This is a genomic window from Nocardia sp. bgisy134, assembly GCF_965341865.1.
Lineage (GTDB): Bacteria > Actinomycetota > Actinomycetes > Mycobacteriales > Mycobacteriaceae > Nocardia.
This window is the reverse complement of the sequence record NZ_CBDQZP010000003.1, coordinates 222,058-236,044: the sequence shown is the minus strand read 5'-3', so window position 1 is coordinate 236,044 and position 13,987 is coordinate 222,058. Positions and strand designations below refer to the sequence as shown.

Below are 13,987 nucleotides of genomic sequence, written 5' to 3'. Positions count from 1 at the left end.
CACCACCTCACTGGTTCCCTGGGTCCCAGGGCTGGGCCGTTCCGGCGCGTCGCGACAGGCATGGCAACCAATGGTCTGATTCGCGGAATGTGTTGTGCCGCAAGCTTGAAGGCTCTGTTGGGAGCGAGTGAGAGAAGTTGGGAACCCCCGGGAATCAGTAGGAAAAAGAAGGAAGAGATAACCGGTAACCCAACAGATCAGAACTTGCCGAATTTCTCTCTACAGAGTCAAGAGCGGCGCGCTACGCGCGCCGCCCAGGGTCGCCCCTCCCTCCGCTCCGCTTCGGTCGGCGCACCCTGGCCCAGCACCAGGAGGAGGGTCATGCGCCTATCCAACGGGATGCAGTTAGGCCGTCTAGTGTGTCGCGCCTGAAATGCACACTCTAAGTTGTTAGCCTGTTTGTGTGTCGCATCGTGGGCCTTCCGCTGTTGAGATCGTTGTGTCCGATCCTGAGCGTGTTGAGCTTGCGCGCATGGCGGAATCGCCGGATCGGCGTGAGGCGCAACGGGCTCGGATCGTGCTGGCCTGTGCTGAGGGTATGTCGGATGCGGGTGCCGCGCGGCTTGTCGGTGTCTCGACGGGGTCGGCGGCGAGATGGCGTGGGCAGTTCGCTGCTGAGGGTCTGGCGGGGCTGGGTGATCGTGATCGCGGTGGGCGTCCGGTGGCCGAGATCGTGTTGACCGGCGATGAGCGTGAGACGTTGCAGCGGTGGGCGTGGGGTTCCCCCGAAAAAGTGGACAGGGTTAGCTTGCTTCGGGGGTAGTTTTGAGGGACTGCTCGTAGTCGATTGGTGAGCGCATTCCGATCGCCGAGTGTCGCCGCCGATGATTGTAGAAGTGCATCCAATTGTCAACTGCAGCAACCAGTTCCGCCTTGGTGGCGTAGGCGTGCCGGTAGTAGCATTCGTGCTTGAATGTCGACCACAGCGATTCCGCGCCAGCGTTGTCCCAGCAAATCCCGGTGGCTCCTGCCGAGCGGAGCAAGCCGTGGCGGGCGCAGGCTTCGGCGGTGACGGCAGCGGTGTATTGGCTGCCCCTGTCCGAGTGCAGAATCGTGCCGCGGCAGCGGCCACCACGGACGAACACGGCCCGGTCCACGGCGTGCACGACCAACTCGGCGCGCATATGGTCGGCGACTGCCCAACCCAGTACGCGCCGGGAATGTTCGTCGCGGATCGCGCATAGGAACATCTCGCCCTCACCGCAGCTCAGGTAGGTGATATCCGAGGACCAGACCAGGTCGGGGCGGCCACGGTCGAAGCGACGCCCGACCAGATCCGGCGGGAACGATGCTGCTGGATCGGCGATGGTGGTGGTCTTGAACGAGCGTGGGCTGATGCCCTCGATCCCGAGTTCGGCCATGATCGCGGCCACGGTGTTCTTCGATACCCGTTCGCCTTCGGCGAGCAGGTCGGTGGTGATCCGGGGCGATCCGTAGGTGCCGTCGGAGGCACGGTGGTGGGCAAGGATTTTCACCTCCAGATCCCGGCGGCGCTGCAGCCGTGCCGACGGCTCCGCGCTGGCACGGACCTGCAGGAACCGGTAGTAGCCTGAGGTCGAGACGCCGAGCAGTTCGGCCATCCGAGTCACGTCGAGACCGGCGCACTCTGCCGCCATGAGCTCGAACCTGCTCACTTTGGATGCCGTGCCGCAAAGTACGCCGAGGGTCGAGTAGCCCGGGGGAATCTCACCCCCAGGCCCTCACAGAACCGTGCTTGACAGTCTCCCGTTACACGGCTCTTACCATCCAGTCGCCATGAACCCACGGGTATACGCCCAGTGGGCGAACAACCGGGGATACCTGTCCCCCAATGCTTTCCACCAGGCGTTGACCTTCTTGAACCCGTGCAACCGCCGATACTTCTTGCGAGCCCACCGCACCAGGTAGGTGTTGATGCGTTTGCACAGCGCATACAGTTTCGACCGGTAGAACCGGCCGTAATACTGCAACCAGCCCCGCACGATCGGATTGATCCATCGGGCCAACCGGCCCAGCGTCCAATCCGTATGCCGATGCACGTGCCAACTGCGGACCTCGCGGTTGATCCGTTTCTCCGCGTCGCGGCTGATTGCGGGCAGGAACGCGTTGAACAACCGTCCGTGCCTGTCCCGCGCCGTCCGCGCCCGGAATTCATACCCCAGGAACGTGAACGATGTGTGCTCATACGAGCCGCTGCGCTCATAGTCCTTGCAGTACACGACTTTCGTCTTCTCCGGATGCAGCTCCAGCCCGACCTCGGTGAGACGTTCCCCGATCGCGGCCTTCAACATCAGCGCCTGCTTCTCGCTGGCACAGTGCACGACGACGTCGTCCACATACCGTTCGAACATGATGCCCGGAAACCTCCGGGCCATCCACGCGTCGAACGCGTAATGCAGGAACAGGTTCGCCAGAACCGGCGACACCGCCGAACCCTGCGGGGTCCCACGATCTCGTGTTTCCAGTGCCCCGTCCGGGCGTTGCAGCGGGGCCGAAAGCCACCGCCGCACATACAACACCACCCAGTCCTGGTCGGTGTTGGCCCGGACCGCCTTGACCATCAATTCGTGATCCACGGTGTCGAAGAACTTCCGGATGTCCAGGTCCAAGACCCAGCCACCGGACCCCCAGCACCGCCCTCGGCATACTCCGACCGCGTCCAGCGCCGAACGATTCGGTCTATACCCATAGGAGTCCGGATGGAACATCGGCTCCACCCGCTTTTCCAACTCCATGGCCACCACCGTTTGCGCGACCCTGTCCGCGACCGTCGGCACGCCCAGAACACGAACTCCGCCACCGGTTTTCGGGATCTCCACCGCCCGCACGGGCGGAGGAAAATACGTCCCCGACGACATCCGATTCCACACCTTATAGAGGTTGTTCCTCAGGTCGGCCTCGAACTCCTCGACCGACTGCCCGTCGACCCCGGCAGCTCCCTTGTTGGCCCGCACTCTGTCAAACGCTTCTTGCACAGCCCATTTCGAAATCTCGAACGGCTTCATCGACGACCTTGATTGACTCATCCAGCTCCTCCCGGCCTGCGCCGGTCGACTGCTTCACCAACCCGAATGGTCCGGCCCCTTCGCTCCACACCCATTACAGGCGCTTCACCACTACTACGAGCCGGTCCGCCGGCATCTCCCGCATCGGTACTCAACGCCTCACAGTTTCCGCTGCCCGGCGCGCTCCCTCCCGACCCCGCCGAAGCGACATCCGTATCGGGACATGCCTTCCCACGTTCCATGCGAAAGCCGCAGACCAGGCTCACGTCGCCTCCATGCCGGACACCGCCTGGCCAGAAATCGGGACACCCGCCAGACTCATCCCGGCGCCAAAAATACGCCCCGGTTTCGATGCCACCTGTTTCCATTTCGACACGTCGTCAGCGATTCACTCGCGTTCGTCTTCCTGATCCCCACCTGACGCCCTCGACGGAGCGCCTTTTCCTCATCGTTCACCACGACGGTCTTCAGCCAACGCAGCATGAGGCGGTTTGAAGCCTCCCACCCGACGGGCGGCTCCGAAGGGCCACTACCCCTTCATCATTCGCACAGCACCACGATCGACCACCTGACCTACCTCATGCGGCCTCCCGTGTTCGTGGCACACCTTTTTCCAGGAACACGATGTCCTTGGCCTGCTCGGCGACCTTGGCCCGCAGCCGCACCAATTCCGCACGCTCATCGGCCGAAAGTGGCTGGCCACCACCGCCATCCGGAGCCCGACCACCGCTCAGGCCAGCCGCGGCCATACGGCGGCGTTCTTCGCGCACCCACTTGTGCAGCAGGTTCTCGTGCACGTCCAGCTCACGGGCGATCTCCCGCACCGGTCGGCCGGAATCGATCACTCGATGCGCCGCTTCCACCCGATATTCAGGCGAATACGATCGACGCGGACGAGGCATAGCGAACATCCTTCCAGGGACCATCGGTCCCGCTATCTCAGATGTCCACTACTTCAGGGGAACCGCAGCGCGTCGATCCAAGTCGTCGCAGGCGCTCACGGAGCGCTGCCGGATCGTCTTGGGTTGCGCGGCAGGGAAATCCAATCAGGATGTGGCAGCCGAGTTGGGTATCACGGCCCAGACGGTGGGTAAGTGGCGGAGGCGTTTCGCGCAGAAACGTCTCGAGGGGTTGTCCGACGAGCCGCGTCCGGGACGACCCCCGTCGATCCTGCTGGACAAGGTCGAAGAAGTCCTCACGATGACCCTGGAACAGAAGCCGGTGGGCGCGACGCATTGGTCGCGGACCTCGATGGCCAAACGAAGTGGCTTGTCGCCATCGATGATTGGACGGATCTGGGGCAAGTTCGAGCTGAAACCGCATGTGGCCGACGGCTTCAAACTCTCGACCGATCCGTTGTTCGTGGACAAGGTCGTCGATGTGGTCGGGCTGTATCACAATCCGCCGGAGAAGGCGGTCATGTTGTGCGTGGACGAGAAGTCGGGGATCCAGGCACTGGACCGCTCCCAACCGGTGCTGCCGATGATGCCCGGCATGCCCGAGCGATACTCCCACGACTACGTCCGCCACGGCGTGACCAGCCTGTTCGCGGCGTTCGACATCGCCGACGGAGCCGTGATCTCCAAGCTGTACTCCCGCCGCCGCGCGACCGAGTTCAAGAAATTCCTCATCGCGATCGACAAGGCCGTGCCCGCGGAACTGGACGTGCACCTGGTCTGCGACAACTTGTCTACCCACAAGACACCGACGATCAACGCCTGGCTGGCCCGCCATCCTCGATTCCACATGCATTTCACCCCGACCGGCTCGTCCTGGCTCAACCAGGTCGAGCGCTGGTTCGGGTTCCTCACCGACCAACTCCTGCGGCGCGGAGTCCACAAAAGCGTGGCGGCACTGGACAAAGACATCACAGCCTGGATCGAGCAGTGGAACGCCGACCCGAAACCATTCGTCTGGCGCAAGACCGCGGAGGAGATCCTCGAATCACTCGCTAAATATCTTCAACGCATTTCAGGCGCGACACACTAGTGCCTTGTCCGGGAAGGTTGATGCGGTAGTCGCCGGGGTGGCGGGTTGAACCGGAGGCCTTGACCGGCGATGCTGCCGGTGGAGGTGATGCCGGTGGCTCGCAAGCCGGATGTGTTCGGCAGAGCGGTGACTCCGGAGGAGGGTCGCAAGCTGGCCCAGATCGCCCGGCGTAGCAAGGTGCCGGTGCGGATGCGGCGGGCGGTGGTGGTGATGGCCTCGGCCCAGCATCAACCGGTCGGGGCGATCGCGAAGTTGATGCAGGTCTCGGAAGCTTATGTGCGGCAAGTGATTCACGACTTCAACGCGCATGGATTCGAGGCGCTGGACCCAAAATGGAGCGGGGGCAGGCCGGCGAAGACCACGTGGTCGGCGAGGCTGTGCATCCGCACCGTGGACTCGGCCCATCTCATCCGAAGGTCATTGACCAGCTTGTCGTCGCCGTCAAGCCGGTGCAGCGCCTCGGTGAGCTCCTGGCCGTGGGTGTCCATTGTCTCGTCGAGCTTGCGCTTCATCGCTTCCCAGGTCTCGTGCAGTTGCTTGGCCTTGTCCGCGTCCATGACCTCATCCTGCCCGGTCGCGCCCACCTGCTCACCCTCGAATCAGCGGCTTTCGCCATCCAGCTCTATTCGTGGCCCACATTCAACTCCGCAAGCACCCGCTCATAACTCTCTATATAAAACATGGAGGAATTTTCTTTAGGGTTTCCAAACAATGGCAGGAGATCAGCTAAGGCATCACGCTCGGCCGCGCTGACCAAAATTTGATCTTTCACCAGAGTGGCGCAAAGGTTATCGATCAACAACGTCCACTCGCCGACCTCACTGAAAGTCCGGTACTGAGCTAGCGCTTCGGGCCGAAGGCGGTCCGAGAACCGTTCTAGAAGTTCCCGGGAATCGTTGTTCAGCTTGGCTAATTTAGCCTTCTGCTCCGGAGTGAACTGTCGCCTTTTGCGCCGAGTGCTGGGCCTATCATCAGAATCCATCAGTGTCACCTAAGTTCTATTTGATCGGGTTGCCATTTGCGTCGTTCTTATACACGCCCGGACCACTGACCGGATAGCCCGTGATGATGTTGCCCGACGTGTCGACGACGACCTCTATGACAACACCATCCCGCGTACCAGTGACCAACCAAGTTCCGTGCTTCTGAAGAACAGGAACCTGATCGGGATTCTTAGCAACATCTTGAATGCTATTGATAATGTGGTCGTCCGTCCAAGTCTTATTGTCCGGGAATTCGGTCTTACCTGGTATGCCTGTCCCAGGCGCATGCCCTCCGCTGTTAACGTCGTCGCTCCCGTCTCCGTCGAGGATATGAATCTTCCTGAGCTCGGTGATAGAGATACTGCTCGGAACAGGCCCCGTAACCTTACTCCATTGGGAGCCAAGGCCGTTGGTCGGGTTCGCTGCGCTGGTCTTCCTCTTGAGCTCTTTGATACGTTGAAGATTGGTACGTGCAGGTCCGAGGTCTCGGGTCTTCTTGACGCCCGACGCAATACCCTTCGTATTGGTCCATTCGATGACGATCCCGCCGATACCTTCAGCCAGCTTCTTGGCCCTGTCACCGGTCAATGCTGCAGCAGCGTCCGGTCTGCCTAGCAAAGTCAGCCCGACGGCTCCCACTTCACATACGATCGTTACGCCGGCATCCTTCGCGGCATCTTCTAGCGCCTTGGTGATCCTATCCCGAAGGTCTATCAATGCGGCACGGTGGTCACCGCACGAACTGGCGAGTTCACCGCACGCATGTTGCAAATCAACGGCAGCGTTGTGGAGTTGCTTCAAGTCCTCCAGAACTGCGGTGATATCGTCGGACTTCTGGCCGTCGAACGTGCCGGGTAACTTTTGCAGCTTGGCGATATTGGTAACGATCACCTCGTCGGTGGCCATCGTTTCCCATATTCTGCGTGCCAGGTCGAGCCGATCGGTATTGCCATCTGGGACCGAAACCCCGAGCTGTTCAATCAACCCGATTGCAAGTTTGTCGACCAATCCTTGCCCAGGACCACCCGCTGAAGGGGGTGAAGTCTTCGCGACACCTTTGAGTAACGGGAGCGCTTTCGGAGGGTCATCGTTATTTGGGTTGTTGTCGGCCAGGGCGTGAACATAACCCAGGTTGGTGACAATGTCACTGTAATTCGCCAACGCGGTAACTAAATCAGCAGCGAGGTTGGTTAATTCACTGGCCCGGTCATCGTATGATCGAGACCAATCTTTGGCCGCAGCGAAGCTGCCACCCATCGTCTCGCATTCGATCAGGCCTCCCATCGCAAGGGTGAAAAAAGCATCAAACGCGCCTGCGGCATTAATGCAATCAGTGCCAGCGTCGTAGAACGTTTTCGGAGTAACTACAACTTCTTTATCGCTCGGTGCCACGAATTTTTACCGTAACCCCAACGTCCGCAAGTTCGTTTCCACCGCATCGATATAGCTTGTACGCGCATCCGCGGAGGCATCACGCATTGCCGCAATCCCCTCAGCGACCTCACCGGCAGCGGTCATCCACTGGGTAAACGCTTCGCTCTGCGCGGTAGCGGCTTCCCCCGACCATGTCTGATGCAGCGCGGCCATGCGCTGCTGCAGACCCTGTAACGATTCGGTGAGGAATCCCGAGAATCCCTGCATCCGGGCCGTAATCTGTTCCAGCTCATCAAGATTAACCCTATAGCCGTCCATCGGCTTGCCCTCTCGATAATTCACGAATCACGCGTAGCGTCACCATGTTCCGGCGATCAGGGAAGATCCAACGAACTGGTCCGCAGCGCGTTATTCGAATCAGTTTCGACATAGGCAGCGCTGGTCACACCCAACGTTTTCGCCATCGTCGCCAGTGACGCAAGCACTTTCAGTGCCCCCTGCTTAGTCTCATCCCACCCCTCGCGATACGACTGCGCCCGCCCGCCCTGCCATGACTCCAATAGCCGATCCACGTCCGCATCCACCGAATGCAAACCGCTCACCAACGTCTCTGACACTGCTTGAACGAACTTCCCCGCGTCGGAAACCTCGGTCGGGACTACCCAGAGCTCTGAACCGCCGTCACCGGCCGTCGTGGACATGGACGAACCCCCTATCGTGGATAGCGACTCAACGGACAATATATGACCGCCGTTGACCTCGACCAATCATGCTAGCGCCTTGCGATCCTCCCGGATAGCGAAAGGTGTTCTGACCTACGGTAATTCGACTCTTAAATGTTGAGTTCTCAAGGTTCTGAAGCACCTACGTAACCGGAGTCTCAGCTGCGGGCCGGATCTCCGCGCCCGTGTGAACTCGCCTATCCTCGCCGCTGCGAGGCGCTGACTGGACCGGAACAATGATGATCTTAAGAGCTTCAGTCCCCGCCTCTCGCAGCCCCTCGAAGCGATCCGGCACATTCAGGTCTTGCTCTGTCGTGTGAGGTGTGGTCACCCGGACGAGTGTTCCACGACCCCCCGACAGGTGTGCGGGAATTCTTCACGCCTTGCTGCCTGCTCTCTCCATCTTGTTTGTCCGCCTGGGGTTTCGGCCTTGGCCCCACTGTGGGCTGGCGCCCGGGCGCGGGCGGCCCCAGGGGCGCGGACCTGGCCCAGCGCTCGGCGACTCACCGGCCTCGGTCAACTCGGAATTGTTGTTCTGTTCCGAGCCGTGTGAGCTTTGGAATGCTGCCGCGCCCCTTCGGGGCTTGCCACTCGGACTGTTGCCGATCGATAGCTCACGCTGAACATTCGCGGTGTGTCGCACATTCGACACGCCGATGAGAAGCTGCAAACGCATCCAACTAAGTCCCAACAAATCCAACTAGCGTGCCCGTGGTTCGAATGTGTGTTCGGTCGTGATAAGTAGTCGAAAGTCGCTGAATTGCCTGGTAGGGCGTGCTACCGCCGTTTGGTCGGTAGCTAACAGTTGTCAGCCGTAGTCATGAGTTCTCGCATCGAGAAGGTCAGGGGTTCGATTCCCCTTAGCTCCACCAATAGAGGCGAGTGCTCGCGGAGAGCGCTCGCCTTTTTGGTTGGTTCCGCGTGTTTTGTGGGGGCGAAGCCCCCACGCCCCACCCGGCGGGCTTCGCCCCCGGACCCCCTCCCAGGTGCACCCTCCCCGAGCGCGTTCCCGCCCGGGGACTCGCAACCCCCGCCCTCTTCGGCATTGTGCGCCGGAACTCCGCTCATGGGCTCATCTCTTCAGCGTCGCGGTCCCCGGATCTCTATATCCACGCCGTCCTCGGTGACGCGCGCCGGAACTTCGCTTGTGGGCCCACACACCCATGCCGCGCCCATCGGGCTCATCACATCCAGGGCATCGACGGTCGCCCATGCAAAACGCTCGGCTGGGATATCCCAGCCGAGCGTCTGGTCGGCCTCGTGTTCACCACCGGTCGGCGGCGGTGTTGCGCCGACCCCGGAGGACCTACGCGGCGACGGTGGCGAGGCGGAGGTGAGTTTCGATATCGCCGGGGGAGCCGGTGTAGTGGAGAGTGCGCAGGCCCAGGCTCGCGGCGGCTCGGCAGTTGTCGGCACGGTCGTCGATGAACAGGACGCGGCCGGGATCGCGAACTCCGGTCGCGGCGAGTGCGTTTCGGTAGGTGTCGGGGTGGGGTTTGTTCATGCCCAGCCGGGCCGAGTAGAGGGCGTCGGTCATCAGGGTGCGCCATTCGGAGGCGTCGAGAGCGTCACCGACCGGATGGGGTGCGTTGGAGAGCAACACCATCGGGATATCCGCCCGCCGGGCTTGGTGGAGGAGCGCGATGACGCGGTCGTCGGTCTGAGTCCACATCGCGGTGTCGACGGCACGCAACTGGGTGAGGAATTCCGGGTCCGGGCGATGGCCGAGCACTGCGGTCCAGAAGTCCGTGTCGTCGAAATCGCCGGAATCGTAGGGTTCGCGGGCGCTCCAGAAAGCGTTCTGGAAGAGTCCGAGCTGGTCTGCGTGCCATCCGGCGAGCTCGGCGAGCCTGCTCCACATGGGAATGGTGGGCTGCAGGCCGATGACGCCGTTGTAGTCGAAGATGACCGCGTCGAGTTCCGCGGGCTGGTGAGATAGTGCGGTTACCACCGGTTCTCCAGGGCTCGAGAGGACAGGACAGCCACGCCTGCGGCGAGCAGGGCGGGCAGCATGAGGGCGGCGGGCAAGGTGGTCGCGGTGGCCAGGGCGCCGATGAGCGCCGGGCCCGCGAGGAGACCGAGGTAGCCGGTCACGGCCACGGCGGCGACCGCGCGAGGACCACCTGCTCCGGCCGCGGTGAACAGGGAGGGAATCGTGACGGACAGGCCGAGACCGAAAGCGGCCCAGCCTGCCAACGCGAACGGCACGTCGGTCACCGACAGGCCCGCGATGAGTCCGATGGAGGCCAGAATCGCGCCCGTCCGAACTACTTTCGGCGCGCCGAAGGATGCGATGAGTCGGTCACCGACGAGACGGCCGCCTGCCATGGCCGCGCTGTATCCGGCGTACGCCGCGGCACTGATCGCGGGGGACGCGTTCAACCCGCTGAGATGGACTGCCGACCAATCGGCCGCAGCGCCTTCGCCCAGCAGGCACGCGGCGGCCAGCAAGCCCAACAGCCAGAGCCGGGATCGGGACAGCGCGGGCAAACGTTCCCGCGCCACGGTCTCCACCGAATCGAGGTCCGCGGCAGGCGATCCGATGCAGCGGGTAGCCGGTGCCACCGCGACCGTGGCCACGATCGCCACCCCCGCGGTGACGCCGAAGACGTACGTGTGCGAATCATGTGCGGTGACAGCGGCGAGCACTGCTCCACCCAGCGCGCCGAGACTGTAGGCCGCATGGAGGCCCGACATGATCGGGCGACCGTATGCCTGCTGGCACCGAACCGCCGCGCCGTTCGCCGCGACGTCCAGCACGCCGTGCGTGGCGCCGAAAAGCAGCGCCGCAGCGGCGAGCGCGATCGGATTTCGGCAGGCGCCGAGCAATGCGAGGCTTACCCCGAGACCTAGTGCGCCGCAGGTCAACAGCTGGGAAAGTCGGGCGGGTTCGGCGAGCCGACCACCTATCTGAAGGCCGGCGACCATGCCGACCGCGGCGGCGAGCAGGACCGCGGCCAGCCCCGCGGTGTCCAGCCCGGCGGACTCCTGGATGGCCGGAATCCTGGTTCCCCAGATGGCCATCACAACGCCGAGTCCGGCGAAGTATCCCGTCAACAAACCACGACTCCGCACTACGGCGTCGGGTATATCTCGCGCACGTTCCAAAGCCGGCGCGATGGTGCGTGTCATGAAAGCTCCATCAGTGCCGCCGCCGGTTTCGTCGTCGAGAACGACCGCGAAACCGGCTGCAGGTGGGTATGACGATTCCCGCCTACTTCCACGAGGGAAGAGGCGCACAAACTGTGGATCGGTGGAAGGTTCCGCGAGTCGAAGACTGAGCGTGACGCGCCACGCTGCGCGAACAAGCCGAAACCTACCAAGGGGTACGGCGAGCTACCACTCGGAAAGGGTTCCGGTGATCCGCTCCACAACATGCAGTCCGAAGGTCTTACGGCGTCGTAGCCGAGATCACCCGCCGAGGTCAGCCGGTATCGATGACCAGAGTTCCTCCTCCACCTGAATCCCGCGGCGGCGCATGTCTGTAACGTCGGTCGTCCCATCAACCGATGACCGGGATATGTTGTCGCAAAAGAGGTCTGGAAAGTTGGGGAAGCTCGCGCGGGTGGCGGTGGCTGCTGCCGCGTTGACGGCGGCCGCGTTGTCGGGGGCTGGAACGGCGTCCGCCGCCGAAGGCGGGATCGTCACCACGTGCAGGGGCATCAGTCCCAACATCGTCGACTTCCCGTACTCCGGTCAGGTCGTTGTGGGGCAGTACAACTCGCCGGGGCGTGCCTACTTCACGATCCACGCGGGTGGGAGCGTCTGGGGTGGGTACGGAACGCAGGTCACGCTCAACTGGACCAACCTGTCGACCGGCGCTTCGGGTTCGGAAACGCAAGGCGGCTCTGTCGGGTTCGTGATCGGCAATGGCAGCACCCTGTACTTCAGTCCGTACACGGGCGCAGGCACGATCCGCACCGACTTCACGGTCGTCAACAGCGGATTCGTCCCCCAAACGGTCACCTGTTCCGGCACCGCTGAAGTCTGGTAGCCCTACCGCAATCCGTAGGCGGCTCACGCTCAGGAGAGCATGAGCCGTTTCCTTGTGGACAAACCTCGCGCTACTCCTGGTGGAATCGCTCGCGGATGACATCCATTCGGGCCCTGAGTTCTTCGGGGCTGATGACTCCGCGGTCCATCAACGTGTGGGCCGTGATCACGGCAGACCGGGCGCGCACGGGGAAATCGTGGTAGATCGTTTCGCCGAGCGCGTCTTCGGCGTGCCTGCGTTCGAGGTTGTCGAAAGCTCCACGCCAGGAGAGGCATTCGCAGGTCGCCTGCATGCTCGACTCCCACGGGTCGGGCTTGCGGTCGAGTTCGGGGAGGCTGGACTCGCGAGAGGATCCGGGGGAGAGGGTGTCCAGCAGGACGTTGTAGGGTGCGCTCGTCATGGGTGCGCCTCCCCTCGCATGGCGTCCTCGACGTGGTTCGGTGGTTTCTGGGCGGTCCAGTCGACCTGGGGCAGCGCGACGCCGATCATCGTGTCGCGGGTGACGATGGCCGCGAGCTGTTCCTCGGTCCAGCCCTCGGTGCCCTCGGGACGCATCGGCATGACCATGAAGCGGGATTTCTGGTTCGAGTCGTGGACTCGGACCTCGACCTCGGGCGGGAAGTGCAGGCCGAATTCGGCGAGTACCTCGCGCGGCCAACGGACAAGGCGGCGACGGTAATTGGGGGTTCGGTACCAGTCGGGAGACATGCCGAGCACGGGGCGCGGGTAGCACGAGCACAGGGTGCACACGATGACGTTGTGCACTTCGGGGGTGTTCTCCAGGACGTAGAAGTAGGTGTAGTCGCTCGGCGTGCCGGAACCGGTGGGGTCGCGCCAGTCGATGCCGATCTCTTTGCAGGTCTCGGTGCCGTCGGCGAGCAGTCGCGCCTTGAAGTCCGGGTCCAGCCACGCCTTCGCGACCAGTTTCGATCCGCCGTGCGGTCCGACCGCCTCGGCCCATTCGGAGAATCGCCGATGGTCTTCCTGCGAGAAGAGGCCCTTCTCGATGGCGAGTTCGCGAATCGCCGTTTCCAGCACCTCGAACTCGCTGATCTCCTCGCTCGCCTGGATCGGCGCGTGCGCCCCGTGGTCGTGGGTATGACTCACTGCGAACCTTCCTCCTCTGCGGGCTCGAGCCAGCGCTCGGAGACCTCCGTCTCCAGGGTGTCGGCGTCGAAGCCGGTGTATTTGGGCCACAGATCTTTCTGGCGGAACCGCACCACGTAGAACGGCTCGACGCGGCCGTCGTCGCGCCCCCACGCCTCGTCTTCCGGGATGATCCATTCCGGCCGGTATTCGACGACGACGCCGGTGCGGCCGCGGGTGTAGCTCTGGGTGCGGGTGTGGAACATCGAGGTGGCGTCGCGGACCGTCACGCGGTCGCCGATGCGGTACTTGCGGGTCATGCTCGCTCCTTCAGCCGGGCGCGCACCTCGTCCAACTTGGCCGACAGTTCGTCGGGGGTGATCAAGCCCTTGTTGATGAGGACCTTCGCGGCGACCGTCGCCCAGCGCGCGTAGTAGGGCAGCCCGAAGTAGAGGGTCGCGCCGAGGTCGTTCTCGGCCCGCCTGCGTTCCTCGGAGTTCCACACTCCACGCCAGCCGAGGCATTCGCAGGTGACGTAGGTGCTCATCTCCCACGGTTCTTCGACTTTTTCCTTGTACTCGATCGGGACGTCCGGTTGGCCGCCCACGTCGTGCAGCACGTGGCGCAGGGCCTCGAACAGCTCGTTCGATATGTCGTACGGTGAGTCGAGTGGCTTGCGGAAGACCGGCGCGATGTCCGCGACCCGGTGTTGGAGCTGGTCGAACCGATTCGGTGAACTCATGATGGCTCCGTTGTTGCGGCTCCGATGTCCCCCGACGCGATGCGGCGCGCACCGGCTGAGGGCAGGCACTGGGGAGCGTGACTCCCATCACAATCGCGTTGTCAGGTTGCTAA

At 62.9% G+C, this 13,987-nt stretch carries 17 protein-coding genes and 1 tRNA gene; 5 read left to right on the top strand and 13 right to left on the bottom strand.

Annotated elements, in window-relative coordinates:
- Positions 1-472: 472 nt before the first annotated feature.
- Positions 473-763 carry a helix-turn-helix domain-containing protein gene (locus tag ACRWNM_RS07760; protein ID WP_431965391.1) on the top strand — a complete coding sequence of 97 codons (291 nt, stop codon included), beginning with the start codon at positions 473-475 and terminating at the stop codon, positions 761-763.
- Here the strand turns inward: ACRWNM_RS07760 and ACRWNM_RS07755 are convergent.
- From ACRWNM_RS07755 to ACRWNM_RS07745, 3 genes are all read right to left on the bottom strand, one after another.
- The gene (locus ACRWNM_RS07755) at positions 744-1,634 is read right to left on the bottom strand and encodes an IS3 family transposase (RefSeq protein ID WP_431964958.1); all 891 of its coding nucleotides are present in this window, start codon (positions 1,632-1,634) and stop codon (positions 744-746) included. The two genes, ACRWNM_RS07760 and ACRWNM_RS07755, sit on opposite strands and share 20 nt — an antisense overlap.
- Positions 1,635-1,739: 105 nt before the next feature.
- The gene (gene ltrA / locus ACRWNM_RS07750; RefSeq protein WP_431964956.1) at positions 1,740-2,984 is read right to left on the bottom strand and encodes a group II intron reverse transcriptase/maturase; all 1,245 of its coding nucleotides are present in this window, start codon (positions 2,982-2,984) and stop codon (positions 1,740-1,742) included.
- 578 nt (positions 2,985-3,562) lie between these two features.
- The gene (locus ACRWNM_RS07745) at positions 3,563-3,886 is read right to left on the bottom strand and encodes a transposase (RefSeq protein ID WP_431964954.1); all 324 of its coding nucleotides are present in this window, start codon (positions 3,884-3,886) and stop codon (positions 3,563-3,565) included.
- Between the two features lie 22 nt (positions 3,887-3,908).
- Between ACRWNM_RS07745 and ACRWNM_RS07740 the strand changes: the two genes are divergently transcribed.
- Together ACRWNM_RS07740 and ACRWNM_RS07735 are read left to right on the top strand one after the other, a co-directional pair.
- Positions 3,909-4,973, top strand: a complete 1,065-nt coding sequence (locus ACRWNM_RS07740) for an IS630 family transposase (protein ID WP_431965389.1) — start codon at positions 3,909-3,911, stop codon at positions 4,971-4,973.
- 69 nt (positions 4,974-5,042) lie between these two features.
- Positions 5,043-5,672: a helix-turn-helix domain-containing protein gene (locus ACRWNM_RS07735; RefSeq protein ID WP_431964952.1), complete on the top strand. Its 630-nt coding sequence runs from the start codon at positions 5,043-5,045 to the stop codon at positions 5,670-5,672.
- Here ACRWNM_RS07735 and ACRWNM_RS07730 read toward each other — a convergent pair.
- From ACRWNM_RS07730 to ACRWNM_RS07715, 4 genes are read right to left on the bottom strand one after another with little or no spacing between them, the layout of a single operon-like run.
- Positions 5,596-5,955, bottom strand: coding sequence for a MafI family immunity protein (locus ACRWNM_RS07730; RefSeq protein ID WP_143861410.1), 360 nt, complete (start codon positions 5,953-5,955; stop codon positions 5,596-5,598). The genes ACRWNM_RS07735 and ACRWNM_RS07730 overlap by 77 nt on opposite strands.
- Before the next feature lie 16 nt (positions 5,956-5,971).
- Complete coding sequence (locus ACRWNM_RS07725; protein WP_143861409.1) at positions 5,972-7,348, bottom strand: EndoU domain-containing protein; 1,377 nt, start codon at positions 7,346-7,348, stop codon at positions 5,972-5,974.
- Between the two features lie 6 nt (positions 7,349-7,354).
- The gene (locus ACRWNM_RS07720; RefSeq protein WP_357789395.1) at positions 7,355-7,672 is read right to left on the bottom strand and encodes a WXG100 family type VII secretion target; all 318 of its coding nucleotides are present in this window, start codon (positions 7,670-7,672) and stop codon (positions 7,355-7,357) included.
- Positions 7,673-7,704: 32 nt separating this feature from the next.
- Positions 7,705-8,031 (bottom strand): WXG100 family type VII secretion target, encoded by a 327-nt coding sequence (locus tag ACRWNM_RS07715; protein ID WP_357789393.1) that lies wholly within the window; start codon positions 8,029-8,031, stop codon positions 7,705-7,707.
- Positions 8,032-8,846: 815 nt separating this feature from the next.
- Here ACRWNM_RS07715 and ACRWNM_RS07710 point away from each other — a divergent pair.
- Positions 8,847-8,924 (top strand) — tRNA-OTHER (locus ACRWNM_RS07710).
- A 434-nt stretch (positions 8,925-9,358) separates the two neighbouring features.
- Here ACRWNM_RS07710 and ACRWNM_RS07705 read toward each other — a convergent pair.
- Together ACRWNM_RS07705 and ACRWNM_RS07700 are read right to left on the bottom strand one after the other, a co-directional pair.
- Complete coding sequence (locus tag ACRWNM_RS07705; RefSeq protein ID WP_431964948.1) at positions 9,359-10,003, bottom strand: HAD family hydrolase; 645 nt, start codon at positions 10,001-10,003, stop codon at positions 9,359-9,361.
- A complete protein-coding gene (locus ACRWNM_RS07700; protein ID WP_431964946.1) occupies positions 9,997-11,184 on the bottom strand; it encodes an MFS transporter in 1,188 nt (395 codons plus the stop codon). Before ACRWNM_RS07700 ends, ACRWNM_RS07705 begins: the two co-directional genes overlap by 7 nt.
- Positions 11,185-11,599: 415 nt before the next feature.
- Between ACRWNM_RS07700 and ACRWNM_RS07695 the strand changes: the two genes are divergently transcribed.
- Positions 11,600-12,046, top strand: a complete 447-nt coding sequence (locus tag ACRWNM_RS07695) for a hypothetical protein (RefSeq protein ID WP_431964944.1) — start codon at positions 11,600-11,602, stop codon at positions 12,044-12,046.
- A gap of 70 nt (positions 12,047-12,116) precedes the next feature.
- Here the strand turns inward: ACRWNM_RS07695 and ACRWNM_RS07690 are convergent, their stop codons facing one another.
- Genes ACRWNM_RS07690 through ACRWNM_RS07675 form a run of 4 tightly spaced genes read right to left on the bottom strand, consistent with a single transcriptional unit; the run spans position 12,117 to position 13,874 of the window.
- Positions 12,117-12,446 (bottom strand): ScnB, encoded by a 330-nt coding sequence (locus ACRWNM_RS07690; RefSeq protein WP_431964942.1) that lies wholly within the window; start codon positions 12,444-12,446, stop codon positions 12,117-12,119.
- Complete coding sequence (scnC, locus tag ACRWNM_RS07685) at positions 12,443-13,153, bottom strand: thiocyanate hydrolase subunit gamma (protein WP_431964940.1); 711 nt, start codon at positions 13,151-13,153, stop codon at positions 12,443-12,445. Before scnC ends, ACRWNM_RS07690 begins: the two co-directional genes overlap by 4 nt.
- Positions 13,150-13,452: an SH3-like domain-containing protein gene (locus ACRWNM_RS07680; protein ID WP_357401260.1), complete on the bottom strand. Its 303-nt coding sequence runs from the start codon at positions 13,450-13,452 to the stop codon at positions 13,150-13,152. The genes scnC and ACRWNM_RS07680 overlap by 4 nt, the downstream gene beginning before the upstream one ends.
- On the bottom strand, positions 13,449-13,874 hold the full coding sequence (locus ACRWNM_RS07675; protein ID WP_431964937.1) for a hypothetical protein: 426 nt from the start codon (positions 13,872-13,874) through the stop codon (positions 13,449-13,451). The genes ACRWNM_RS07680 and ACRWNM_RS07675 overlap by 4 nt, the downstream gene beginning before the upstream one ends.
- Positions 13,875-13,987: the final 113 nt, after the last annotated feature.